General features: G+C 69.0%; 22 protein-coding genes and 3 tRNA genes. 10 read left to right on the top strand and 15 right to left on the bottom strand.

What is annotated here, in order from left to right:
- Positions 1 to 74: 74 nt before the first annotated feature.
- Genes HZF19_RS04280 through HZF19_RS04270 form a run of 3 tightly spaced genes read left to right on the top strand, consistent with a single transcriptional unit; the run spans position 75 to position 1,804 of the window.
- Positions 75 to 1,040 (top strand): COX15/CtaA family protein, encoded by a 966-nt coding sequence (locus tag HZF19_RS04280; protein WP_208027514.1) that lies wholly within the window; start codon positions 75 to 77, stop codon positions 1,038 to 1,040.
- Entirely contained in the window at positions 1,037 to 1,336 is a 300-nt protein-coding gene (gene clpS, locus HZF19_RS04275; protein ID WP_208027513.1) for an ATP-dependent Clp protease adapter ClpS, read from the top strand. The genes HZF19_RS04280 and clpS overlap by 4 nt, the downstream gene beginning before the upstream one ends.
- Before the next feature lie 15 nt (positions 1,337 to 1,351).
- Positions 1,352 to 1,804 (top strand): DUF2017 family protein, encoded by a 453-nt coding sequence (locus HZF19_RS04270; RefSeq protein WP_307781139.1) that lies wholly within the window; start codon positions 1,352 to 1,354, stop codon positions 1,802 to 1,804.
- Between the two features lie 16 nt (positions 1,805 to 1,820).
- On the opposite strand, the gene HZF19_RS04265 is transcribed toward HZF19_RS04270, so the two are convergent.
- Positions 1,821 to 3,341, bottom strand: a complete 1,521-nt coding sequence (locus tag HZF19_RS04265) for a hypothetical protein (RefSeq protein WP_208027511.1) — start codon at positions 3,339 to 3,341, stop codon at positions 1,821 to 1,823.
- Positions 3,342 to 3,441: 100 nt separating this feature from the next.
- On the opposite strand from HZF19_RS04265, the gene HZF19_RS04260 reads away from it, so the two are divergent.
- From HZF19_RS04260 to HZF19_RS04250, 3 genes are all read left to right on the top strand, one after another.
- A tRNA-Glu gene (locus HZF19_RS04260) sits at positions 3,442 to 3,514 on the top strand.
- A 17-nt stretch (positions 3,515 to 3,531) separates the two neighbouring features.
- Positions 3,532 to 3,609, top strand: a tRNA-Asp gene (locus HZF19_RS04255).
- A gap of 29 nt (positions 3,610 to 3,638) precedes the next feature.
- A tRNA-Phe gene (locus HZF19_RS04250) sits at positions 3,639 to 3,714 on the top strand.
- 16 nt (positions 3,715 to 3,730) lie between these two features.
- Here HZF19_RS04250 and HZF19_RS04245 read toward each other — a convergent pair.
- From HZF19_RS04245 to pyrE, 3 genes are read right to left on the bottom strand one after another with little or no spacing between them, the layout of a single operon-like run.
- Positions 3,731 to 4,468 carry an HAD family hydrolase gene (locus HZF19_RS04245; RefSeq protein ID WP_208027510.1) on the bottom strand — a complete coding sequence of 246 codons (738 nt, stop codon included), beginning with the start codon at positions 4,466 to 4,468 and terminating at the stop codon, positions 3,731 to 3,733.
- Positions 4,465 to 5,877: an NAD-dependent malic enzyme gene (locus HZF19_RS04240; RefSeq protein ID WP_208027509.1), complete on the bottom strand. Its 1,413-nt coding sequence runs from the start codon at positions 5,875 to 5,877 to the stop codon at positions 4,465 to 4,467. Before HZF19_RS04240 ends, HZF19_RS04245 begins: the two co-directional genes overlap by 4 nt.
- Positions 5,878 to 5,923: 46 nt before the next feature.
- Positions 5,924 to 6,484, bottom strand: coding sequence for an orotate phosphoribosyltransferase (gene pyrE / locus HZF19_RS04235; RefSeq protein ID WP_208027508.1), 561 nt, complete (start codon positions 6,482 to 6,484; stop codon positions 5,924 to 5,926).
- 93 nt (positions 6,485 to 6,577) lie between these two features.
- Between pyrE and HZF19_RS04230 the strand changes: the two genes are divergently transcribed.
- Together HZF19_RS04230 and HZF19_RS04225 are read left to right on the top strand one after the other, a co-directional pair.
- The gene (locus tag HZF19_RS04230; protein ID WP_208027507.1) at positions 6,578 to 7,339 is read left to right on the top strand and encodes a ParA family protein; all 762 of its coding nucleotides are present in this window, start codon (positions 6,578 to 6,580) and stop codon (positions 7,337 to 7,339) included.
- A 38-nt stretch (positions 7,340 to 7,377) separates the two neighbouring features.
- Positions 7,378 to 7,677, top strand: a complete 300-nt coding sequence (locus HZF19_RS04225; protein WP_208027506.1) for a hypothetical protein — start codon at positions 7,378 to 7,380, stop codon at positions 7,675 to 7,677.
- Between the two features lie 45 nt (positions 7,678 to 7,722).
- Here HZF19_RS04225 and purM read toward each other — a convergent pair whose 3' ends face one another.
- The 3 genes from purM to purL are packed head-to-tail and all read right to left on the bottom strand — an operon-like array spanning position 7,723 to position 12,603.
- On the bottom strand, positions 7,723 to 8,754 hold the full coding sequence (purM, locus tag HZF19_RS04220) for a phosphoribosylformylglycinamidine cyclo-ligase (protein WP_208027505.1): 1,032 nt from the start codon (positions 8,752 to 8,754) through the stop codon (positions 7,723 to 7,725).
- Between the two features lie 11 nt (positions 8,755 to 8,765).
- Positions 8,766 to 10,346: an amidophosphoribosyltransferase gene (purF, locus tag HZF19_RS04215; RefSeq protein WP_208027504.1), complete on the bottom strand. Its 1,581-nt coding sequence runs from the start codon at positions 10,344 to 10,346 to the stop codon at positions 8,766 to 8,768.
- A 19-nt stretch (positions 10,347 to 10,365) separates the two neighbouring features.
- Positions 10,366 to 12,603 (bottom strand): phosphoribosylformylglycinamidine synthase subunit PurL, encoded by a 2,238-nt coding sequence (gene purL / locus HZF19_RS04210; protein WP_208027503.1) that lies wholly within the window; start codon positions 12,601 to 12,603, stop codon positions 10,366 to 10,368.
- Positions 12,604 to 13,005: 402 nt separating this feature from the next.
- On the opposite strand from purL, the gene HZF19_RS04205 reads away from it, so the two are divergent.
- Positions 13,006 to 13,425, top strand: coding sequence for a hypothetical protein (locus HZF19_RS04205; protein ID WP_208027502.1), 420 nt, complete (start codon positions 13,006 to 13,008; stop codon positions 13,423 to 13,425).
- Here the strand turns inward: HZF19_RS04205 and purQ are convergent.
- From purQ to purB, 4 genes are read right to left on the bottom strand one after another with little or no spacing between them, the layout of a single operon-like run.
- Complete coding sequence (gene purQ / locus HZF19_RS04200) at positions 13,406 to 14,119, bottom strand: phosphoribosylformylglycinamidine synthase subunit PurQ (protein ID WP_208027501.1); 714 nt, start codon at positions 14,117 to 14,119, stop codon at positions 13,406 to 13,408. The two genes, HZF19_RS04205 and purQ, sit on opposite strands and share 20 nt — an antisense overlap.
- On the bottom strand, positions 14,116 to 14,382 hold the full coding sequence (purS, locus tag HZF19_RS04195) for a phosphoribosylformylglycinamidine synthase subunit PurS (RefSeq protein ID WP_208027500.1): 267 nt from the start codon (positions 14,380 to 14,382) through the stop codon (positions 14,116 to 14,118). The genes purQ and purS overlap by 4 nt, the downstream gene beginning before the upstream one ends.
- Positions 14,383 to 14,386: 4 nt before the next feature.
- Positions 14,387 to 15,277, bottom strand: coding sequence for a phosphoribosylaminoimidazolesuccinocarboxamide synthase (locus HZF19_RS04190; RefSeq protein ID WP_208027499.1), 891 nt, complete (start codon positions 15,275 to 15,277; stop codon positions 14,387 to 14,389).
- Positions 15,278 to 15,302: 25 nt separating this feature from the next.
- A complete protein-coding gene (purB, locus tag HZF19_RS04185) occupies positions 15,303 to 16,727 on the bottom strand; it encodes an adenylosuccinate lyase (protein WP_307781135.1) in 1,425 nt (474 codons plus the stop codon).
- 191 nt (positions 16,728 to 16,918) lie between these two features.
- Here purB and HZF19_RS04180 point away from each other — a divergent pair, with 191 nt between their 5' ends.
- Positions 16,919 to 17,284, top strand: a complete 366-nt coding sequence (locus HZF19_RS04180; protein ID WP_208027497.1) for a hypothetical protein — start codon at positions 16,919 to 16,921, stop codon at positions 17,282 to 17,284.
- Between the two features lie 35 nt (positions 17,285 to 17,319).
- On the opposite strand, the gene purE is transcribed toward HZF19_RS04180, so the two are convergent.
- The 4 genes from purE to clpB form a co-directional block, all read right to left on the bottom strand.
- A complete protein-coding gene (gene purE / locus HZF19_RS04175) occupies positions 17,320 to 17,769 on the bottom strand; it encodes a 5-(carboxyamino)imidazole ribonucleotide mutase (RefSeq protein WP_208027496.1) in 450 nt (149 codons plus the stop codon).
- The gene (purD, locus tag HZF19_RS04170; protein WP_208027495.1) at positions 17,766 to 18,998 is read right to left on the bottom strand and encodes a phosphoribosylamine--glycine ligase; all 1,233 of its coding nucleotides are present in this window, start codon (positions 18,996 to 18,998) and stop codon (positions 17,766 to 17,768) included. The genes purE and purD overlap by 4 nt, the downstream gene beginning before the upstream one ends.
- The gene (locus HZF19_RS04165; protein WP_208027494.1) at positions 18,995 to 20,275 is read right to left on the bottom strand and encodes an adenylosuccinate synthase; all 1,281 of its coding nucleotides are present in this window, start codon (positions 20,273 to 20,275) and stop codon (positions 18,995 to 18,997) included. Before HZF19_RS04165 ends, purD begins: the two co-directional genes overlap by 4 nt.
- 148 nt (positions 20,276 to 20,423) lie before the next feature.
- Complete coding sequence (clpB, locus tag HZF19_RS04160) at positions 20,424 to 22,904, bottom strand: ATP-dependent chaperone ClpB (RefSeq protein ID WP_208027493.1); 2,481 nt, start codon at positions 22,902 to 22,904, stop codon at positions 20,424 to 20,426.
- Positions 22,905 to 23,067 lie beyond the last annotated feature (163 nt).

Below are 23,067 nucleotides of genomic sequence, written 5' to 3'. Positions count from 1 at the left end.
CGATCCCGGAAGGCCGGTGATCCCGACACGCCCGGGGCTTTGGGCTCGCCGCTCCCGAGCCGTAGCATCGGGACGTGTACGCACCGCTCCGGCGCCTGCCTCGACTGTCGCCGCGGGCCTATCAGCGCATCACGCTGCTCGCCCTGCTGGCGCTGGCGTTCATCGTCGTGACCGGCGCCGCCGTGCGCCTGACCGGCTCAGGGCTGGGGTGCTCGGATTGGCCGACCTGCGAGCAGGGACGACTCGTCGCACCACTCGAATACCACGCGATGGTCGAGTTCGTGAACCGCACGATCACCGGGGTGGTATCGGTCGCGGTGATCCTGGCCGTGCTCGGCTCGTTGGCGCGCGAGCCGAGACGTCGAGATCTCACCTGGTGGTCGCTAGGGCTCGTCGCTGGCGTGCTGGCGCAGATCGTGCTCGGTGGGATCGTGGTCCTCCTCCATCTCGCGCCTTTGTCGGTGATCGGGCACTTCCTGCTCTCGATCGTGCTGCTGTGGAACGCAGTGGTGCTCCACGAGCGGGCATCGAATCCCGCGCCTGCCACCCGTCCACTCGTCCCCACGAGCACGATCGCACTCGGCCGAGCGACCGTCGCCGCGGCTCTCGCGGTCGTGGTGGCGGGAACGATCGTCACTGCCACCGGTCCGCACGGCGGCGACGAGCGGGCCGAACGCCTGCAGCTCGAGATCTCCGAGGTGACCCGGCTCCATGCCATCGCCGCCTGGTTGTTCCTCGTCCTCGCGATGACGATGCTGTGGCGTGCCTACCGCTCCGGGGTACCCACCGGGGTGCGCCGTCGGGGCGCCGTGCTCGTCGGCGCGATCGTGATCCAGGGCGTGATCGGCTACACGCAGTACTTCACTGGCGTGCCGCCGCTGCTGGTGGGGCTGCACGTCCTCGGCGCGGTCGTGGTGTGGGTCGCCACCCTGCGTTTCCACCTCGCGCTGTTCGCCCCGGCAGAGCCCACCCCTCTCAGGGACCTCGATCTCCGAGCCGGTCTTCCGATGCGGGCGCACCCGGCCGCCATCCGAGGATGAGCCCGGCACCGCTGACCGCGCCGGTGGAGGTCGACGAGCCGGACCTGGGCGGCGAGATCGAGGTCGACCGCCCGTGGGTCGTGATCGTGTGGAACGATCCCATCAACTTGATGGACTACGTCACCTACGTGTTCCAGAAGCTCTTCGGCTACTCGCACGAGAAGGCCGAGAAGTTGATGCTCGATGTCCACTTCAAGGGCAAGGCCGTGGTGTCGAGTGGCTCGCGAGAGAAGGCAGAGCTGGACGTCTTCCGCCTCCACGAACACGGCCTGTGGGCCACCATGCAGCAGGATTGACCGGCTTTGCTGCTCGTGGCACGCCCCGACGGGAACTTCGATCTCCTCGCCAGCGCGGTCGAACGCCGGTTCCTGATCGGTCTGTGCGGGGAGCTACGAGAGCTGATGACCCGGGGGACCGACCATCTCCTCCTCCGCCGGCTGTTCCCCACGGCGTACCCGCACGACGCGGAACGAGAGGCCTTCTACCAACAGATGGTGCGCGACGAGCTGCGAGAGAGGCACCTCGCGGCGCTCCGGACCATCGAGCAGACGGCGAACGCATCGACGCTGTCGGCCGATGAGTTGTCACAGTGGATGACCGCGGTGAACGCCCTGCGCCTGGTGCTCGGGACCCGCCTCGACATCACCGAGGACGACTGGCGCCCCGACATCGACGAGGACGATCCTGACTACGGCGCCTATCTCGCCTACGACGTGCTCTCAGCCCTGCTCGCACGGATCGTGCAGGCGCTCAGCATCGACTGACCACCGCGAGTGGGTCTCAGCCACCGCGAAGGCACGAGAGGGTGAGGTTCTGCACCTCTCGGATCACCTCGGGGTCAGGCGTCGTGCTGTTCAGCTGCTCGATCGTGAGCTCGTCGAACATCCGCTTCGATACACACCACACCTGGTCGAGATCGAACTGCCCGCCGTACTGATCGAGCAGCTGCCGGGCGGTGACCAACCTGCCCACCGGGTACTGCAGTGCTTCCACGACGTCGTTGGGCTCGGCCGTGGAGTCCCCACCGGGATCGCAGGACCGCAACTCGACCACGTCGCCCGAGGAGCCCACGGACGCAGCCCCACTCGGCATCGATGCCGCCCACTCGTCGAGCAGACCTTCCATCGCCTCGGTGACCTTCCGATTCGTGCCTCGGTAGCGAGCCTCGACGCACACTCGCCCCCCGTCGTCGTAACTCACGTACGAGTCCCCACCCCACCCGTCGATCGCGGCGAGCGCCGCCTGCGCGTCCAGCCGCGCCGCGAGCACCACGAACCAGCCGAACGCGCCGAACTCTCCGTCGTCGATCATCTCCGCGCCGTCGGGGACCGAGGGGAGCTCGACCTCCCGCGGTTCGTCCTCGAGGCGGGTGGGGTCGAGCAGGGCGACCTCGTGGGGAAGCCCCTCCCGATACAAGCGGTCCAATGCCCGACGCCCACCATCGGCCTCCACGAGCGAGACGAACGTCGGTCCGATGGCGTACGGCGCGGCCATGAAGGCGACCAGCGCAGGCTCCCGGTCGCTATAAGCGCGATCGCCCGCCTCCTGGTCCTTCCGCTCGACCTCCTGCCGCTCGGTGCGGGTCAACTCGGACTGGTTGAACGCCTGCTGGACGTTCATGGCGTCGCCTTCCACCAAGGCCCGGTAGACCAGGGTGCGGTCCTCGCCCGCCTCTTCACTCACTGTCTCGAGGTCGAAATGCTGGTCCTGGAGGGCGTGGGTGAGCTCGTGGGCCAGCGTGGATTCGACCGACGGGGTCAGCTCCGTGCCACGGACGGTCACCCGCTTGGTGTCGGGGTCGTAGAACGCGAGGGTCGCGTCGCCGCTGAGCTGGTTCTGCTCCTCGAACAGGTCGAGGTCGCCTTCGACGAGCCCCAGCGCACGCAGGAGCGAGGTGGCCTGCTCGATCTCCTTCCGATCATCGTCGGTGAGCTCCTCCTTCGAGGTCGTGACCTTCTCCCGGAACTCGTCCTCGGGGAGGAAGTCGACGTACACGGGATGCTCGAAATCGAGCCCTCGCTCGTCTTCGACGAACGCCGCTATGGCCACCACCCGGTCGTCCCAGGCGTCGGGGTAGGCAGGTGCCTCCTCTCGCAGCGCGAGCCACCCGAGGACCGCGCCCCCCGCCACGACGCCCCACAGGAGCACCGCGAACCCGAGCAGGAGCCACCGGGGCCCACCGCCGCCTCCCTCGCCCGCCGGCACCGCCGGAGGGGATCCGGGCACCGGAGGCACGACCCCGCCGATCTCGGGTGGCGCCGTCAGCGGATCGAACGGCGGAAGGGGTTGCTGGTCGCTCATGGTGCTCCCGGGAGGTCGCTACACCGTAGCCAACACCGCTTCTCGTTGAGGGGGCACCCGGAGCGGCTGCTATGGTGACTCGGCCCTCAAGGGAAGCGGAGCCCCCATCGTCCAGCGGCCTAGGACGCCTGCCTTTCACGCAGGTAACACGGGTTCGAATCCCGTTGGGGGTGCAAGGCCTCCACATCGAGGTCCCGTGGTGCAGTTTGGAGTGCACGCCGGCCTGTCAAGCCGGAGGTCGCGGGTTCAAATCCCGTCGGGACCGCCACCACCGTGGGCACCGCCCTACGGAGGCACGGTCGGGTAGCTCAGTTGGCAGAGCGTCCGCCTGAAAAGCGGAAGGTCACCGGATCGACGCCGGTCCCGACCACCACACGACACTCGGGCCCCTAGAGGCCCAGCACCGACGGCAGCTCCGCGTGATCGTCGAGCACGTGGTCGGCCTCGATCTCGTGCGCGTCGTCACCGGCATCGTCCTGCACCCCCCGGTATCGCACGGCCGTCATGCCCATGCTTTTCGCACCCCGCACGTCGGTGCGCCGCAGGTCTCCGACGTGCGCCGCTCGGGAGGGATCGACCTCGCCGAGCCCCTCGAGTGCATGCCGGAAGATCAGAGGATCCGGCTTGTAGACCCCGACCTCGTCCGAGAAGGACCAGTGGTCGAAGTGGCGCAGCACGCCATGGCGCTCGAGGTAGGAGCGCAACACGGTCGAGGGCGTCATGCCCACGTCGCAGATGATGCCCAGCCGGACACCAGCGTCGTCGAGCGTGGCCAGCGTCGCCGCCACGTTGGGCGCGAGCTGGACGTCCACACCGCTGCCCGCTTCCACGAATGCCTCGATGAGGGCCAGGCGGGCCTGAGTCGAGAGGTCGCGCGGCAGCGACCCGACCACGTGCTCAGCAGCATCGCGCGCGGTGAACTGCCGGTTCGAGCGCCAGGCCTCGTTGAACGCTCGCACCGTCTGGTCGAACACCCCGTCGAGCGTCTCCTCCGAGATCTCGTCATAGCCGTGCTCGATCAGCACGGCGAGCAGGGAGGAGCGCCGCCGCTCACGGGTGCCCTGGGTTTGCGCGACGACGAGCGTGTTCCAGAAGTCGAACGTGACGACGTCGACGGGCCCGATCATGCGCGGGCTGGGCGCACCACTCCGTCGCGCACCGCGGCCTCGGCAGCTGCGCGAGCCACGAGCACAGCGACCCGCTTGTCGAACACCGACGGGATGATGAAGTCAGGCGCCAGCTCGCCGTCGCCGACCGCCGAGGCGATCGCGTCGGCAGCGGCCAGCTTCATGCCTTCGGTGATCTGAGTAGCCCCGGCATCCAGGGCGCCACGGAAGATGCCCGGGAAGCAGAGCACGTTGTTGATCTGGTTGGGGTAATCGCTGCGCCCGGTGGCGATCACCGCCGCGATCCCCGCGGCTTGCTCCGGGCGGATCTCCGGGTCGGGGTTCGCGAGGGCGAAGACCACAGGATCGTGGGCCATCGTGGCCAGCTCGTCACGGGTGATCAGGTTCGGGCCGCTCACGCCGATGAACACGTCCGCCCCGGGCAGGACCTGCGCGAGGGTGCCCTGCAACTTGTCGGGGTTGGTGTGCTCGGCGAACCAGCGTTTCGCCGGGTTCAGGTCGTCGCGACCGGCCCAGATCGCGCCCTTGCGGTCGACACCCACCACCTGGGCGACACCGGCCTCCATCAGGATCTTGGCGCACGCCACCCCGGCGGCTCCCACCCCGGCGATGACCACACTGATGTCGGCCATCTTCTTGTCCACGATCTTGAGGGCGTTGTTCAGCGCCGCGAGCACCACCACCGCAGTGCCGTGCTGGTCGTCGTGGAAGACCGGGATGTCGAGCAGCTCCTTGAGTCGCTCCTCGACCTCGAAGCACTGCGGGGCGGCGATGTCCTCGAGGTTGATGCCACCGAAGGTGGGGGCGATGCGCTGGACGGTCTCGACGATCTCGTCCGCGCTGGACGTGTCGATGCAGATGGGGAACCCGTCGACACCGGCGAACTCCTTGAAGAGCAGCGCCTTGCCCTCCATGACCGGCATGGCCGCCTGCGGGCCGATGTTGCCCAAGCCGAGCACCGCGGTTCCGTCGCTCACGATGGCGACGGTGTTCTTCTTGATCGTCAGCTCGTGTGCCAGCGACGGATCGGCCTCGATGGCCTTGCACACCCTCGCCACGCCGGGGGTGTACGCCATGGAGAGGTCGTCACGGTCGCCGACGGCCATCAGCGGAAGGACCTCGATCTTGCCTCCCTGGTGCATGGCGAAGGTGCGATCGTCGTACTCCAGCACCTCGATGCCTTCGAGACCCCGGATGTGCTCCAGCACCGCCTGCTGGTGAGCCTCGGAGGAGCAGTTGACGATGATGTCCTCGTCGAGGTGGCTCTGCTTGGCCTCGAAACCTTCGAGCGCGGCGATGTTCCCCCCTACCTCGCCGATCGCCACCGCCAGCCGGCCGAGCGTGCCAGGCTGGTTGGCCAAGCGCACGCGGATGCGGAGCGAGAACGCAGCGGTCGGAGTCTCGGACACCCTCACGACGGTAGCGGAGCCGCCCGGTCGCTCCCCAACCGGTCCCTCAGCCGCCCTCGTAGTCGAAACCCAGCTCCGGTGCGGTGACCAGCGCCTCGAATCGGATCCCCTCGGCGGCGGCCATCGCCGCGCAGGTGCCGCCCCGGTCGACCACCGCCAAGGCCATAACCGGCTCAGCGCCGAGCTCACGGACCACCCGAGCGGCCTCCAGGAGCGACGTGCCGCGGGTCACCGTGTCCTCGGTGACGACCACCCGGTCCCCCGGCAGCAGCGGCCCGGCCAACCGCCCTTCGATGCCGTGGTCCTTGGCCTCCTTGCGGATGGTGAACGACCGCAACCGACGGCCTCGGGTGGCGCCGATGGCGGCGACGCCGTAGGCGACCGGATCCGCCCCGAGGGTCAAGCCTCCGATGGCGGTGACGTCATCGTCGATCAGCGGCAGTGCCAGGTCCGCGATCAACGCGATGCCCTCTGGACGGCAGATCGTCTGCTTGGAGTCGATGAACCAGCTGCTGACCCGACCGGACTTCAACGTGAAGGTCCCGCGCTTGACCGAGTACTCGAGCAGGTGCCTGACGAGTGCGTCATGTTCGGCGGAACCACGCATCGCGGTCGACGCTACCAAGCGTGATCGCGGGGCCGTTCAGAACGCGCCTCCACACTGTGATTCTCCAGGGGACGCTCATACACTCCCGAAGACATGGCACGGGTCATCGCGTTGGCGAACCAGAAGGGCGGCGTCGCCAAGACGACCTCGGCGCACGCGCTCGGCGTCGCCCTCGCCGAGCAGGGACAGCGCGTGCTGCTGGCCGATCTCGACCCTCAGGCCTGCCTCACGTTCTCCAACGGCATCGACCCGGACTCGCTCCCGCTGTCGATGCACGACGTGATGCTCGAGCGAACCTCCGTCGCCGAGGCCCTGCACAAGGTCGGTGACCTCCACCTCCTCCCGTCATCGATCGATCTCGCCGGAGCGGAGATCCACCTGCTCTCCCGCACCGGCCGGGAGTACGTGCTGCGCCGCGCGCTCTCGTCGGTGCAGCACGACTACGACGTCGTGCTGATCGACTGCCCACCCTCGCTCGGCATCCTCACCATCAACGGGCTCACGGCATCCGACGACGTGCTCGTCCCCCTGCAGTGCGAGACGCTCAGCCACCGTGGCGTCGGCCAGCTGCTCCAGACCATCGAAGACGTACGGGCCTACACCAACCCGGACCTGCGGATCCTGGGTGTGATCGCCACCATGTACGACGGGCGCACCAAGCTGGCGGGTCGCACGGTCGACGAGGTGCGCGAGCACTACGGCCTGCGGGTGCTCGATCCGCCGGTCCCCAAGTCGGTGCGCGTCGCCGAAGCCCCCGCGCTCGGCGCGTCGATCCTCACCCACGCGCCGTCCTCGAAGGTGGCCGGTGCCTACCGCGAGCTCGCTCCCCAACTCCTCGCCGCCGCGGTGCACTGACCGTGGACGGCACTCGAAGGCCTCACAGCGACCGGCGCATGGACCCCACCGGCAAGCACGCTCTCTTCTCCGCTCCGGTCCAGGCCGCCCGCGATCAACTCGGTCCCGGGAACCAGAAGGAAGGGCGAGCAGCGCTGTACTCCAGCGGCCCGAGGCAGGTGGGCACCGTGGTCGTGGCCTGCTCCTCGTGCCTGGCCCGCACCCGGGTGAGCCTCATCGACGTCGGCGTCCGCCTGCTCAGCATCTCCGTCTGGCTGCCGGCCCGCCGGCACCCGCACTGGATGCGCTGCCCCGCGTGCCACCGCCACCAGTGGTGCGCCATCGACTGGAACGGCTGACCGATCTGGGGGCACCTCCTCGGCTGGAGACGGTCGGGGGTGGGCTCAGACGAGCTCGACCGAGCCGTCGCCGGCGACGACCTGGCCGATGATCGACGCCCGGTGCCCGAACGACCGCAGCACATCGAGTGACCGGTACGCGTCCTGCTCCCGCACCACGACGATCATGCCGATGCCGAGGTTGAAGACCTTCGCCATCTCGGCATCGCTGACCTCGCCGAGGCGCTGCAGCTCGGCGAAGATCGGTGGTGGCTCCCAGGCCCCCCGCTCGACGACGGCGCTGACGTTGTCGGGGAGCACCCGAGCCAGGTTTCCCGGGATGCCGCCGCCGGTGACGTGGGCCACGCCCCGCACATCGACCGCCCCGATCAGTGCCCGCACCGCCGGCGCGAAGATCACCGAAGGCTTCAACAACTCGTCGGCGACCGAGTGGTGCGCACCGTCGAAGGCGGGGTCGGTGAGCGTTCGGCCCGCACGTTCGAACAGGATGCGGCGAGCGAGCGAGTAGCCGTTGGAGCGCAGGTTGGTCGACGGCAATCCGATGAGCACGTCGCCGCGCTCGATGCGCTCGCCGGTGACGAGCAGGTCACGATCGACCACCCCGACGGCGAAACCGACGAGGTCGAACTCGCCGGGCTCCATCGCGCCGGGGTGCTCGGCCATCTCACCGCCGATGAGTGCGCACCCTGCTTGGCGGCAGCCTTCCGCCACGCCCTCGACGAGCTGCTCGATGTGATCGGGGTCGAGCCTGCCGACCGCGATGTAGTCGAGGAAGAAGAGGGGCTCGGCACCCTGGCAGACCAGGTCGTCGACGCACATCGCGACCAGGTCGACACCGATGGTGTCGAAGCGGCCGGCGGCCCGGGCCACCAGCGCCTTGGTGCCCACGCCATCGGTGGACGAGACCAGGACCGGTTGGCGGTAGCGGGACGGGTCGAAGGCGAACAGCCCGCCGAAGCCACCGATGTCCCCGATCACCTCGGCACGGAACGTGGAGCGGACCTTGTCCTTGATGCGCTCGACGGCCTCCTCGCCCGCGTCGATGCTCACGCCCGCGGACTCGTAGGTCTCCCCCATCCCGGCGGGTGTCACTCCTCGATGCCCGCCGCCTGCCTGGCGGGAAGGCCGACATCGGACTCGAAGACCGCACCGAGGGTCACCGCCTGCGGCTCGGGGGCGGCCAGCGTCGCCGGCTCGAGCACGGTCTTCGTGAGCTGGTCGGGGACCGCAACCGGGTAGACACCGGTGAGACATGCCGTGCAGAACCCCGCCCCCACCGCACCCGTTGCGTGGATGAGCCGATCGAGCGACAGGTAGGCGAGCGTGTCCGCGCCGATGTAGTCGCGGATCTCCTCCACGCTCAGGCTCGCCGCGATGAGCTCGCCGCGCTGGCCGGTGTCCATCCCGTAGAAGCACGGCCACTTGTAGGGAGGCGACGACACCCGCAGGTGGATCTCCTTGGCCCCCGCTTCGCGCAGCATCTGCACCATCGCCCGGGTCGTGGTGCCGCGCACGATCGAATCGTCGACCACCACCAGGCGCTTGCCGGCGATGTTCTCACGCAGGGGGTTCAGCTTCATGCGCACCCCGAGAGCGCGCATCGACTGGTTCGGCGCGATGAAGGTGCGGCCGATGTAGCGGTTCTTCACCAGCCCCTGACCGAAGGGGATGCCGCTGCGCCGTGCGTAGCCCTCGGCCGCCGGCAGGCCCGACTCGGGAACACCCATGACCATGTCGGCTTCGACGGGAGCCTGGTCGGCCAGCTCTTCGCCCATGCGAACCCGAGCCGCATGCACGCCTTGGCCGTACAGCATGCTGTCGGGGCGGGCGAAGTACACGAACTCGAAGAGGCAGAGCTTCGGGTCGATCTCCTCCTGCGGGAACACCCGGACCGACCGGCAGCCGGTGGCGTCGATGACCACCATCTCGCCCGGTTCGAGCTCACGGACGAAGTGGGCGCCCACCACGTCGAGCGCAGGGGTCTCCGAGGCGAGCACCCAGCCGTGGTCCAGCTTGCCGAGGCACAGCGGGCGGAAGCCGTTGGGGTCTCGGACCCCGATGACGTGACCTTCGTCCATGAGGACGAACGAGAAGGCGCCGCGGAGCCTGGGCAGCACCTTCGTCAGCGCCCGCTCCAGGGCTCGGCCATCGGAGGACTGGTAGGGCTCCCGGGCCAGCTCGGCGGCGACCAGCTCGGCCACCAGGTCGCTGTCGCTGGTCACCGTGCCGGGCAGCATGCCAGCTCCCTCGGCGAGCGCCTCCGTGTTCACCAGGTTGCCGTTGTGCCCCAGTGCGAACGTGTGCTCGCCCACATCGCGATACACCGGCTGGGCATTGCGCCACGTACTCGAACCCGTGGTGCTGTACCGGGTGTGGCCGATGGCCAGGTGGCCGTCGAGAGCCGCCAGGGTGCGCTCGTCGAACACGTTCGACACCAGCCCCATGTCCTTCACCACGGTGATGGTCTGGCCGTCGCTGACCGCCATGCCGGCAGACTCCTGGCCGCGGTGCTGGAGGGCGTAGAGACCGAGGTAGGACAGGTGGGCGACCGGCTGAGCCGGTGCGTACACGGCGAACACGCCGCACGCCTCCTTCGGCGTGTCGCCGTCGCAGTCGGAGCTGGAGAGCGCGCCGTCCTCAGCGAGAGCGTCATGGGCGGGCTGGCTCACCCGTCCAGCATAGGCGGCCTCAGCCCTGGGTCGTGCCTGAGCCCAGGGCGACCGGGAGGCGGTCTCGCCACGCACCGGTCGCCTCCTCCAGGCCCACCTCGAACAACCCCTTCACCGAGAGTCGGTCGCCCGTGGCCACGCCGACCCGCTGCACCGGGACGCCGGCCTCGGCGCACACGTTCTCGACCGCGCTCACCAGCTCGGGGACGACGCACAGCACCGCCCTCGACGGTGACTCGCTGAACAGCTCCCGATGATCAGCGATCCGAGCCGCCTGGAAACCGATGCCCGAGCGCACCGCCATCTCCGCCAGGGCCAGCCCCAGGCCACCGCCGGACACGTCGTGCACCCCCGCCAGCAGGCCACCGGCCACCAGGGTGCGCACCACCGCGGCCACCGCCAGGTGGTGGGAGTGGTCGAGAGCAGGCAGGTGCCCGCCACGGTGTCCCTTGGCCCGCGCCCACGCGCTGCCGCTCAGCTCAGGCTGGGTGACGCCGACCACGAGCAGGCGCCCCCCTTCGACGAATCCCACGCCGGGCGGCCGGCGGTCGAGGCGATCGATCAACCCGAGCATCCCGATGACCGGGGTGGGGTCGATGTCGGCGCCGCTGGATTCGTTGTAGAAGCTCACGTTCCCGCCGATCACCGGCAGCCCGAACGCACGGCATGCCTCCGCCATGCCGTCCACCGCCTCGGAGAACTGCCACATCACCTCGGGATGCTCGGGGTTGCCGAAATTGAGGCAGTTGACCACCGCCACCGGGCGGGCCCCGACGCAAGCCAGGTTCATCACCGACTCGGCGACGGTCAGCGCTGTCCCGGCGCGGGGGTCCACCGCGCACCAACGGTGGTTCCCGTCGGTGGTGAGCGCGAGCCCCCGGCCGGTGTCGACACCGGTGCGGGGGTGCTTCAGGCGCAGCACCACGGCGTCACCGCCCGGACCCTCGACGGTGTTGAGGAAGAGCTGGTGGTCGTACTGGGTCCAGACCCACGAGGTGTCGGTGAGCAGATCGAGCAGGTCACCGGCCGGGTCCTTGGAGTCCGGCAGCGGCGCGGCCGAGCGCACCCGGAGGTTCTCGTCGAAAGAGCCCGGCGCCGTGCACGGCCGGTCGTAGAGGGGGGCGTCCTCATGGAGGGAGGCGGCGGGGATGTCGGCGAGGACCTCCCCATCCCAGCCGTCGAGGATCCGGAGACGGCCGCCGTCGCGGGCCCCGGTTGCAGGCCCGGGCGTGACCTTGCCGACCACGCTGGCCCGCACTTCCCAGCGATTGCAGATCTCGAGGACCTCGTCGAGATGCTCCGGTTCGACGATGGCCAGCATCCGCTCCTGGGACTCGGAGGTCATGATCTCGAAGGGCGCCATACCCTCCTCGCGCAGCGGCACCGACCGGACGTCGACATCCATGCCCATGCCGCCGCGCGACGCCGTCTCGCTCGTCGCGCAGGTCAGCCCCGCGCCGCCGAGGTCCTGGATACCGACGACCAGACCCCGGTCGAGCAGCTCCAGGCAGGCCTCGATCAGGCGCTTCTCCTCGAACGGGTCGCCGACCTGGACGCTCGGGCGCTTCGCCGCATCCGACTCGGCATCGCCGAAGCCCGCCGAGGCGAGCACACTGACGCCACCGATGCCGTCACGGCCGGTGGTCGCCCCGAGCAGCACGGCGAGGTTGCCGACCCCCGTCGCCTGGCCGAGGACCAGTCTGTCGACCGGCAGCAGCCCCAAGCACAGCACGTTGACCAGCGGGTTCTCGGAGTAGGTCTCGTCGAAGACGGTCTCGCCTCCCACGGTGGGCACGCCCACGGAGTTGCCGTAGCCGGAGATGCCACTCACCACCCCTTCGGCGATCCAGCGGCTCCGGGCGTCGTCGAGGGAGCCGAAGCGCAGCGGGTCCATGAGGGCGATCGGCCGAGCCCCCATGGTGAAGATGTCCCGCAGGATGCCGCCCGCCCCGGTGGCCGCCCCTTGGTAGGGCTCGATGGCGGAGGGGTGGTTGTGGCTCTCGATGCGCAGGGCGGCCGCGATGCCGTCGCCCACGTCGACCACGCCAGCGTTCTCGCCCGGTCCCACCAGCACCGCCTCACCCTCGGTCGGCAGCCGCTTCAGGTGGATGCGAGAGGACTTGTAGGAGCAGTGCTCCGACCACATGACCGAGTACATGGCCAGCTCGAGGTGGTTCGGCTCCCGCCCGAGTATGCGCACGATCTCGTCGTATTCCCCGTCGGTCAGGCCCAACGAGCGATGGATCGATTCAGCCATGTCTGCTCCCCGGTGCGCGGACGTCGCCTGGCCCGCACGCTACCGGCTCCCCGACGCGGCCCGAGACCCCGGCGTCCGGGGTCACGAAGGCGGCGGGCGACGAAAGCGGCGACATCCTCCCGAACCGGACACCTCCCGAACCGGCATGTCAAACGCGTGCCCCAGCACGCGTTTGACATGCCAGGACGGCGACACGAGCGAACCGGCATGTCAAACGCGTGCCCGAGCACGCGTTTGACATGCCAGAACGATGGTGAGCTGGCTGGAGGGATGACACTCGGGTGACCGCGTGGGGTCCCCACCTCGACATGCCAAGCCATCGGTCATACCACGTGTGACGATCCCCAATTGGTATGGCGCCGGGTGCTTGCTCTCTATTGACTGGTCTGCTTCGATGGTGAAATGCCACCATCAAAGAAGGCCTCGAAGAAGATGTCGGATACCCACAAGGCCGCGCTGGCAGAAGGGCGGGAACAGGGAAGAAAGGTCCGGCGATATCTCGAAGCCCTCGAGGCGAACAAGCCCAAGCGTGGTCGCAAGCGGACGACCGAGTCCATGCAAAAGCGGCTCGAGCAGATCGAACGTGCCCTGCCGTCGGCCGACCCGCTGAAGCGCCTGCAGCTCGTGCAGGAGCGTCTCAACCTGCAGAAGCAGCTCGAGGCCGCCGATCAGAAGGTCGACCTCGCGGCGCTCGAAGCCGATTTCGTGGCCGTCGCCCGCGACTACTCGGAGCGAAAAGGGATCAGCTACGCAGCCTGGCGCGAGCTCGGCGTGCCCACGTCCACGCTGCAGGCGGCCGGCATCACCCGCGGCTCGTCCTGAGAGCACCGCTCGATGCGGTCGAACTCATCCGTTCGGCCGCATCGAGCAACGAGCGCAGCAAGGACACTCCGTCGGTGCTCCCGAGCAGCGGGTGGCTCGCCCGCTCCGGATGAGGCATCAGCCCCACCACATTTCGCCCGGCCGAGCAGATACCCGCGATGTCGTCGATCGAACCATTCGGGTTGTCGACATAACGAAGGATCACGCGGTCCTCGCCCCGAAGCTCGGCCAGGGTCTCCGGGCTGCAGGTGTAGTTGCCCTCGAAGTGGTTGATCGGCACCCGGAGCACCGCACCCGCCTCCCCCGCAGACGTCAGCACCGAATTCGTGGTTTCGACCCGCAGCTCCACGATGCGACAGAGGAACTTGAGTCCCCGATTCTTCTGCAACGCGCCCGGCAGCAGCCCGGCCTCGGTGAGCACCTGGAAGCCGTTGCAGATACCCACCACCGGCCCACCGGCGTCGGCGAACTCGCGCACCGCTGACATCACCGGTGAGAAGCGGGCGATGGCGCCCGGCCGCAGGTAGTCGCCGTGGGCGAAGCCCCCGGGCACCACGACCGCATCGACGCCGTGCAACGACGGATCGCCGTGCCACAGGATGTCGGCTCGGCCACCCAGGGCCTCCACTGCCTCCACGACGTCCTGCTCGCAGTTGGACCCGGGGAACAGCACCACCCCCACCCGGGCGCTCACGCCGTCGTCACCCCCACCGGCTCCAGGTGGATCGACGAATCCTCGATGACCGGATTGGTGAGGAACCGCCGGCACATGTCCTCCACCTCGGCTCGCGCCGCGGCTTCATCCACCGACTCGATGACGAAACGGATGCTCTTGCCGACCCGCACGTCACGCACCCCCGGGAAACCCAGCGTGGGAAGCGCCCGTTCGATGGTGGCGCCTTGCGGGTCGGCGATCCCGTCCCGTAACCGGACTTCGACCTGCACCGAGAACAGCATGCGCTCAGTCTCCCACCCGGCTCACCCCGGGCCAATCATCGAACGACCGGCCGGTGATGCGCTCGTAGGCCTCGACGTAGCGGTCGCGGGTCGCCTTCACCACGTCATCAGGCAGCGGGGGCGGCGGCGGTTGCTTGTCCCAGTCGAGCGCGTCGAGGTAATCGCGCACCGGCTGCTTGTCGAACGACGGGGGAGCCGATCCTGGGTGCCACTGATCGGCGGGCCACAAGCGGGATGAGTCGGGGGTGAGCACCTCGTCGGCCACCACCAACTCGCCGTCGACGAGACCGAGCTCGAACTTGGTGTCGGCGATGATGATGCCGCGCTCCGCCGCCCACGCTGCGCCCCTCGAGTACAGCTCGAGGGAGATGGCCCGGGCACGCTCCGCCAGCTCGGCTCCGACCAGAGCCACGGCATCGTCGAACGAGATGTTGACGTCGTGCCCCTCTTCGGCCTTCGTCGATGGGGTGAACACCGGCTCCGGGAGCTGCGAGGACTCGAGGAGCCCGTCGGGCAGTGGCGTGCCATGCATGGTTCCCGCGCTGCGGTATTCCTTCCAAGCGGACCCGGTGAGATAGCCCCGAACGATGCACTCGATCGGCAGCATGTCGGCGCGGCGGCACAACATCGTGCGGCCCTCCCACTCAGGCTTGCGACACTCAGGCGGAAGGTCGTCGAGCGCGGTGGAGATCAGGTGGCTGCGAACCACGTCGGCGAAATGCTCGAACCAGAAGGCCGACATCGCGGTCAGCACCCGGCCCTTGTCGGGGATCGGCTCGGCCATGACAACATCGAACGCGGAGATCCGATCCGAGGTGACGAGCAGCAAGCGATCCTCGTCCAGTTCGTAGATGTCGCGGACCTTGCCGCTGTAGAGATGTCTGAGCTCGGTCACGGGTCCTCCTCCGCTGATGCCCTGCTCACAAGATGGGGTCCGGTCGGTATCCGGTGGCGCCGGGAAAGCGGCTGACGATCGGCTCGACCGCTGCGATGAAGGCCGCCACCTGTTGCGGCGCGACACCCACGAACGCCAGCGGTTCCGCCAGCACCGCCTCCAGGTCGGCCGGCGCCAGACGGAGACGATCGTCGCCGGCCAACCGGTCGAGCAGATCGTTGGCCTGTGCACCCTGCTGTCGCATGGCCAGTGCCGTGGCCACCGCGTGCTCACGGATGACCTCGTGTGCCTGCTCCCGCCCCACCCCGCGCTGGACGGCCGCCATGAGGACCTTGGTCGTGGCCAGGAACGGCAGGTACCGTCGCAGCTCACGCTCGATGACCGCGGGGTAGACGCCGAACTCCTCGAGCACGTTGAGCAGAGTCTGGAACACCCCGTCGGTGGCGAAGAACGCATCGGGGAGCGCGACCCGTCGCACCACCGAGCAGCTGACGTCCCCCTCGTTCCACTGATCGCCGGCGAGGGCCGCCACCATCGTCAGGTGGCCGCGCAGCACAGTGGTCAGCCCGTTGATGCGTTCGCAGGATCGGGTGTTCATCTTGTGTGGCATGGCGGACGACCCGACCTGTCCCTCTCGGAATCCCTCGGTGACGAGTTCGTGGCCGGCCATCAACCGGATGGTGAGCGCCAGACTCGAGGGCGCGGCCACGAGCTGCAGAAGGCAGGACACCACGTCGAGGTCGAGCGAGCGCGGGTAGACCTGGCCGACGTTGGCCAGCACCCGCTCGAAACCGAGGTGACGCGCGACGAGCTGCTCGAGCTGGGCAACCTTGGCGGCATCACCACCGAACAGCTCGAGCTGATCTTGCTGGGTGCCGACCGGTCCTTTGATGCCGCGCAGGGGATACCGCTCGATGAGCGCCTCGAGCCGCTCGAAGGCCACCAGCAGCTCCTCACCGACGTTGGCGAACCGCTTGCCGAGGGTCGTGGCCTGCGCGGGGACGTTGTGGCTGCGCCCTGCCATGACGAGTGCGGCGTGCTCACCGGCGAGCTCGGCCAGGCGAGCGAGAGCGGCGACCGCCCGGTCCCGCACCAGCTCCAGCGAGCGCCGCACCTGCAGTTGCTCCACGTTCTCGGTCAGGTCGCGGGAGGTCATGCCCTTGTGGATGTGCTCGTAGCCCGCGAGCTGGGTGAACTCGTCGATCCTGGCCTTCACGTCGTGGCGGGTTCGACGCTCCCGCTCGGCGATCGATTCGAGGTCGACCTGGTCGATGACCGCCCGGTAGGCCTCGATGGCCTCGTCGGGAACCTCGACTCCCAGATCACGTTGCGCGGTCAGCACGGCCAGCCACAGCTCGCGCTCCAGCACGACTTTCTGGCGCGGAGACCACAGTTCGACCAACGGCCGGCTGGCATAGCGGGCTGCCAGGACGTTGGGGACCTCGCTCACCGACCGCCTCCCTCGCCACGCAGCGTCATCACTGGCCGCCACGGCATAGGCCATTCAGCCCATTTGTGGCTGGAGCGAGGTCGAACCGTAAAGAGGGACCGGTCACTGGTCGAAGCTGGAGATGGAGGGACGGCTGCGTGTGAGCAGCCGCCGAAGGAACGTTCCGGAGCCGGTCCGAGAGGTCGAGCGGTATGGAAGAGCGATGCATGCGCCACCAGTTCGAAGCGGCGGTCGATCTGTGCCGGAACTGTGGCTACGAGTTCTGCGCTGAGTGCCTCGTCTACTCGTTCGGTCGCGAGCAACCGCCCTACTGCGTGCCGTGCGCGCTCGCCGCATCCGGTGTGCGATCGAACGCGGCGTACCCTCCGCGACCCAAGCGGGAGATCAAGCGGCGGCTCAAGGAGCGGCAGAAGGCGGAGCGAGCCAGGGCCAAGCAGAAGGTGGAGGTGAAGCCGGTCGAGGTGGACTGGTCGATCCCCGACCGCCCGGGCGCGCCGGCGGCCCCGGACTGGCTGGAGGAGCACCTGCCGAGCTCCGGCGAACGCGTCGCGTTCTGAGAACCGACAACACGGACCCGACGGCTTCGCCGCGCTCACCCTCCCGCCATCTCCCGCCTGTGCTCCGCCAGCTTCTCGGCCAACTCCGCATCACGGATGGCGAGCATCTCGACCACGAGCAACGCGGCGTTCATCGCCCCATCGACCGCGACGGTGGCAACCGGGATGCCCTTGGGCATCTGCACCGTCGAGTAGAGCGCGTCGACGCCGTTCAGCGCGCCTCCCGACAGCGGCACCCCCACCACTGGCAGCGTGGTGTGCGCGGCCACCACACCAGCCAGGTGGGCGGCCATCCCAGCTCCGCAGATGAAGGCCACGTAGCCCTGCTCCCGGGCAGACGACACCAGCTCGACCACCTGATCGGGGTTCCGGTGAGCGGAGAGCACGCGCACGTCGGCCTCGATGCCGTAGCGGGCCAGGGTCTCGGATGCGGGGCGCATCTTGTCCTGATCGGACGCGGATCCCATCAGCACGGCGACCTTCATCGATCGATCTCCTCGTTCGCTGCCCGTTCGGCGATGTCGGTCCGATGGTGCATCCCGCGCCAGCGCACCTTCGACACGGCTTCATAGGCGCGGGCCCGCGCCGACGCCAAGTTCGGGCCCTGGCCGGTGACCGACAGCACCCGGCCACCTGCGGTGACCAACCCACCGACGTCGGCGCGCACCCCCGCCGCGAACACGGTGACGCCCTCGATCGCGTTGGCCTCGTCGATCCCGCTGATCGGGTCCCCCAGGCGAGGGGCGGACGGGTAGCCCTCTGCCGCGCAGACCACCGTGACCGCGGCGCCGTCGTCGGACTCGGGGATCGACCGCAACGAGCCATCGGCAGCCTCGGCCAGCAGGGTCGCGAGATCACTGCGGAGGCGGGGGAGCACCACCTGGGTCTCGGGATCACCGAAGCGGACGTTGTACTCCAAGACCTTGGGACCCTCGGCGGTGAGCATCAGCCCGGCGTACAGTACGCCCCGGTAGTCGATGCCTCGGCCCCGCAGGGCTGCCACCGTCGGCTCGATGGCCCGCTCCATGACCGTGGACACCATCCCGGGACCGGCCACCGGTACCGGTGAGTACGCACCCATGCCGCCGGTGTTCGGGCCCCGGTCGCCGTCCCCGACCCGCTTGAAGTCCTGGGCGGGCTCTAGCGCCACAGCGGTACGGCCGTCGCAGATCGCGAGCACCGACAGCTCCGGGCCACTCAAGCCCTCCTCGATCACGACGGTGCGCCCGGCATCGCCGAACGCCTCGCCCGACAGGTAGCCGCGCACCGTCTCGCGGGCCTCGGCCAGCGACTCGGTGACCACCACACCCTTGCCGGCCGCCAGACCGTCGGTCTTGACGACGTACAGCCCCGGCAGGCTCTCGAGGAAGGCCAGCGCCGGCTCGGGCTCGCTGAACGTGCCGTGCCGAGCGGTCGGCACCCCGGCGGAGACCAGCACCTCCTTCATCCAGGCCTTGGAGCCCTCGAGTCGCGCACCGTCGGCTCCCGGACCGAAGACCCGCTTGCCCTGGCGGCGGAGGCGATCGGCGAGGCCCTCGACGAGTGGTGCCTCTGGCCCGATGACGAACAGGTCGGCCTCGAGGTCTTCCGGCGGCGCGGCGACCGACCAGGGGATGCCGGCGTTGCCCGGGGTCACCACCACCTCGGCCGTGCGCGACAGCACGTGGGCGAGCGCGTGCTCCCGGCCACCGGATCCGACGACGACGGCTCTCATGCGGCGAAGTGGAGGAACTGGTCGCGCCCGGGACCGACCCCCACCAACCGGATCGGCACCCCGACCTGCTGTTCGAGGAAGGCCACGTAGTCCAGCGCGTGGGGCGGAAGCTGCCGACGCTCGGTGACCGACGAAAGATCGGTGGTCCAGCCGGGAAGCGTCTCGTAGATCGGGGTCACCTTGTGGAGGACGGACTGGTGGTACGGCAGGTGCTCGAAGCGCTCACCGTCGAGCTCGTAGGCCACGCACACCTTGACCTCGGGCAGCGTGTCGAGGACGTCGAGCTTGGTCAGCGCCAGCTCGGAGAGCGAGTTGAGGCGTACCGCGTGGCGGAGCATCACCGCATCGAACCAGCCCGTGCGGCGACGACGACCAGTGTTGGTGCCGTACTCGCCTCCACGCTCGACCAGCAGGTCGCCGACCTCGTCGAGCAGCTCGGTGGGGAACGGCCCGGAGCCGACCCGGGTCACGTAGGCCTTGGCCACCCCGATCACCCGGTCGATGTAGCGGGGGCCAATGCCGGCGCCGGTGCAGGCGCCGCCGGCCACGGGGTTCGACGAGGTCACGAACGGGTAGGTGCCGTGATCGAGGTCGAGGAAGGTCGCCTGGGCCCCTTCGAGCAGGACGTGCCTGCCGGCCTCGAGCGCCTCGTGTACCAGCGCGACCGTGTCGCCGATCATCGGCTCCATGCGCGGAGCGCACTCCTCGAGGTACTGGGCGGCGATCTCGTCGGCGGAGAGCGGGAGCTGGTTGAAGACCTTGGCCAGCACCGCGTTCTTCTCCTTGAGGACCACGTCGAGCTTCTGGCGGAAGATCTTCGGGTCCAGCAGATCCTGCACCCGCAGGCCGACACGCGCCGCCTTGTCCGCGTACGCCGGGCCGATCCCGCGCTTGGTGGTGCCCACTTTGTTCTTCCCCAGGCGCCGCTCGGTCAGCCGGTCGATCTCCTGGTGGTACGGGAGGATCAGATGGGCATTGCCGCTGACCTTCAGCCGGCGGGTGTCGACCCCCTTGCGCTCCAGCATGTCGACCTCGTCGAGCAGGACCCGCGGATCGACCACCACCCCGTTGCCGATCACCGGGGTGATGTGGTCGTAGAGGATGCCGCTCGGCACGAGTTGGAGGGCGAAGCTCTCACCGTCGACCACGATGGTGTGCCCCGCGTTGTGCCCGCCCTGATAGCGGACGACGAGGTGCATCTCCTTGGCGACGAGATCGGTGAACTTCCCCTTGCCCTCGTCGCCCCACTGGGTTCCGACGACGACGGTCGCAGGCACGCGTGTCTCCCCTCAACTGAGGCGTCGTCTTGCACGGCAAGCGTAGTCGGTACGGGTCCCCGACCCTGCCGCGTCCGGCCCGCAGGTGCTGCGGCGGCCGCAGGCCTGCCGCGGCAGGCACTCCTTCCGCGGCCCCCCGCCGGCGCTGTCAGCTCAGCACGACGGCGCCGGACGGATCCACGTCGACAGTGATCGTGTCGCCCTCCGAGTAGCGGCCCTCGAGCAACGCCAGCGCGAGGCGATCACCCAGCTCGCGCTGGATCACCCGCTTCAGCGGCCTGGCCCCGTAGGCGGGATCGAACCCTTCCCGAGCGAGGGCGTCGGCCGCCGCATCGGTGACCACCAGCGAGATGCGCTTGCCGGCGAGTCGCTGCTCGAGCGCCCGGAGCTGGATGCGCACGATGCGGTTCAGGTCCTCCTCGGTGAGCTCCCGGAAGCGGACGATGTCGTCGATCCGGTTGATGAACTCCGGCTTGAAGAAGTCCCGCGGATCGCCCGGCAGGTTGGAGGTCATGATCAACACGACGTTGGTGAAGTCAACCGTGCGGCCCTGCCCATCGGTGAGGCGCCCGTCGTCCATGAGCTGTAGGAGCACGTTGAACACGTCGGGGTGCGCCTTCTCGATCTCGTCAAGCAGCACCACCGAGTAGGGGCGCCGGCGCACCGCTTCGGTGAGCTGGCCGCCCTCCTCATAGCCGACGTAGCCCGGTGGTGCACCGATGAGGCGGCTCACCGCGTGCTTCTCCATGTACTCCGACATGTCGATGCGGACCATCGCCCGCTCGTCGTCGAACAGGAAGTCCGCCAACGAGCGGGCCAGCTCGGTCTTGCCGACACCGGTCGGGCCGATGAAGAGGAACGTGCCGATGGGTCGGTGCGGGTCGGAGAGCCCGGCTCGGCTCCGGCGGATGGCGTTCGCCACCGCGGTCACCGCTTCGTCCTGACCGATGACCCGCTCGTGCAGGACGTCCTCCAGCCGGACGAGCTTGGCCATCTCGCCCTCCATGAGCCGGCTGACCGGAACCCCGGTCCAGCGGCTGACGACCTCGGCGATGTCCTCTTCGTCGACCTCCTCTTTGAGCATCTTCTGCTGGGACTGCAGGTCCTCGAGCCGCTTGCTGGCCTCGGCGACCTGCCGCTCGAGCTCGGGGATCTGCCCGTAGCGGATCTCGGCGGCGCGCTCGAGATCGGTCTCCCGCTCGAGCTCCAGCCGCTTGTTCTCGAGCTGCTCCTTGAGGGCCTGGATCTGGGTGATCGCTTCCTTCTCGGACTGCCAGTGGGCCTTCATACCCGCGGCCTGCTCGCGGAGGTTGGCGAGCTCCTCGTCGAGGGCGGCGAGCCGCTCCTGGGAGGCGGGGTCGGTCTCCTTGGCGAGGGCCACGCGCTCGATCTCCAACTGGCGGATACGCCGCTCGACCACGTCGATCTCGGTCGGCATCGAGTCGATCTCGATGCGCAGCTTGCTGGCGGCCTCGTCGATCAGGTCGATGGCCTTGTCGGGCAGGAACCGGCCGGTGAGGTAGCGGTCGGAGAGGACCGCCGCGGCCACCAGTGCCGCGTCCTGGATGCGCACCCCGTGGTGCACCTCGTAGCGCTCCTTGAGGCCTCGCAAGATGGCGATGGTGTCCTCCACCGAGGGCTGGTCCACGTACACCGGCTGGAACCGCCGCTCGAGCGCGGGGTCCTTCTCGACGTACTTGCGGTACTCGTCGAGGGTCGTGGCGCCGATCATCCGCAGCTCGCCCCGGGCCAGCATCGGTTTGATCATGTTCCCGGCATCCATCGCGCCCTCGGCCGCGCCGGCACCGACGATGGTGTGCATCTCGTCGACGAAGGTGATGACCTCGCCCTCGGAGTCGGTGATCTCCTTGAGCACCGCCTTCAGCCGCTCCTCGAACTCGCCTCGGTACTTCGCGCCGGCCACCATCGACGAGAGATCCAGCGCGATCAGCCGCTTGTTGCGCAGGCTCTCGGGGACGTCCCCCTCGACGATGCGCCGAGCCAGACCCTCCACGATCGCCGTCTTGCCCACGCCCGGCTCACCGATGAGCACCGGGTTGTTCTTCGTACGTCGGCTGAGCACCTGGATGACCCGGCGGATCTCGTCGTCACGGCCGATGACCGGGTCGATCTTGCCGGCCCGCGCGGCCTCGGTCAGGTCCCGCCCGTAGCGCTCCAGCGCCTGGTACTGCTCCTCCGGGTTCTGGCTGGTGACCCGGTGGCTGCCCCGGACCTGGGCCAGCGCGGCGAGCAGATCCTCCCGGTCCACCCCGATGTGGTCCGCCAGTGCGAGCAGCAGGTGCTCGGTGGAGAGGTACTCGTCGCGCAGCTCGGCGCGCTGGCGATCCGCCGCGTCGAGCAGCTCCGTGAGCTGGCGGCCGAGCCGGGATTCGCCGCCGTAGGCCTTCGGCAGCTTCGCCACCGCCTCCTCCGCCCGGTTACGCAGGGTCAACGGCGCCACCCCGACCCGCTGCAGGATCGGCAGGACCACCCCTTCCTCCTGGGAGAGCAGTGCCAGCAGGAGGTGGTCGGGCGTGACCTCGGGGTTGCTGTTGCCTCGGGCCGCGCTCAGGGCGGTGTTGAAGGCCTCCTGGGTCTTGAGGGTCCAGCGGTTCGGGTCAAGGGGCATGGGATCTCGGTGCTCCTGTGGTGACGGATGGCGGCACCGGCAGGTGCCGAGAGGAATGACTCAGAAAACTTGATAGCAAGTGTATCAACTTTACGGCGAGCTCATCCATTCCCGCCGCCCACGATCCGCTTGCCGCCCCACCTCCCAACAGAGACATCCCCGG

The sequence above is a fragment of the Rhabdothermincola sediminis genome (assembly GCF_014805525.1).
GTDB lineage: Bacteria > Actinomycetota > Acidimicrobiia > Acidimicrobiales > Acidimicrobilacustridaceae > Rhabdothermincola > Rhabdothermincola sediminis.
This window is presented reverse-complemented; position numbering and strand designations above follow the sequence as displayed.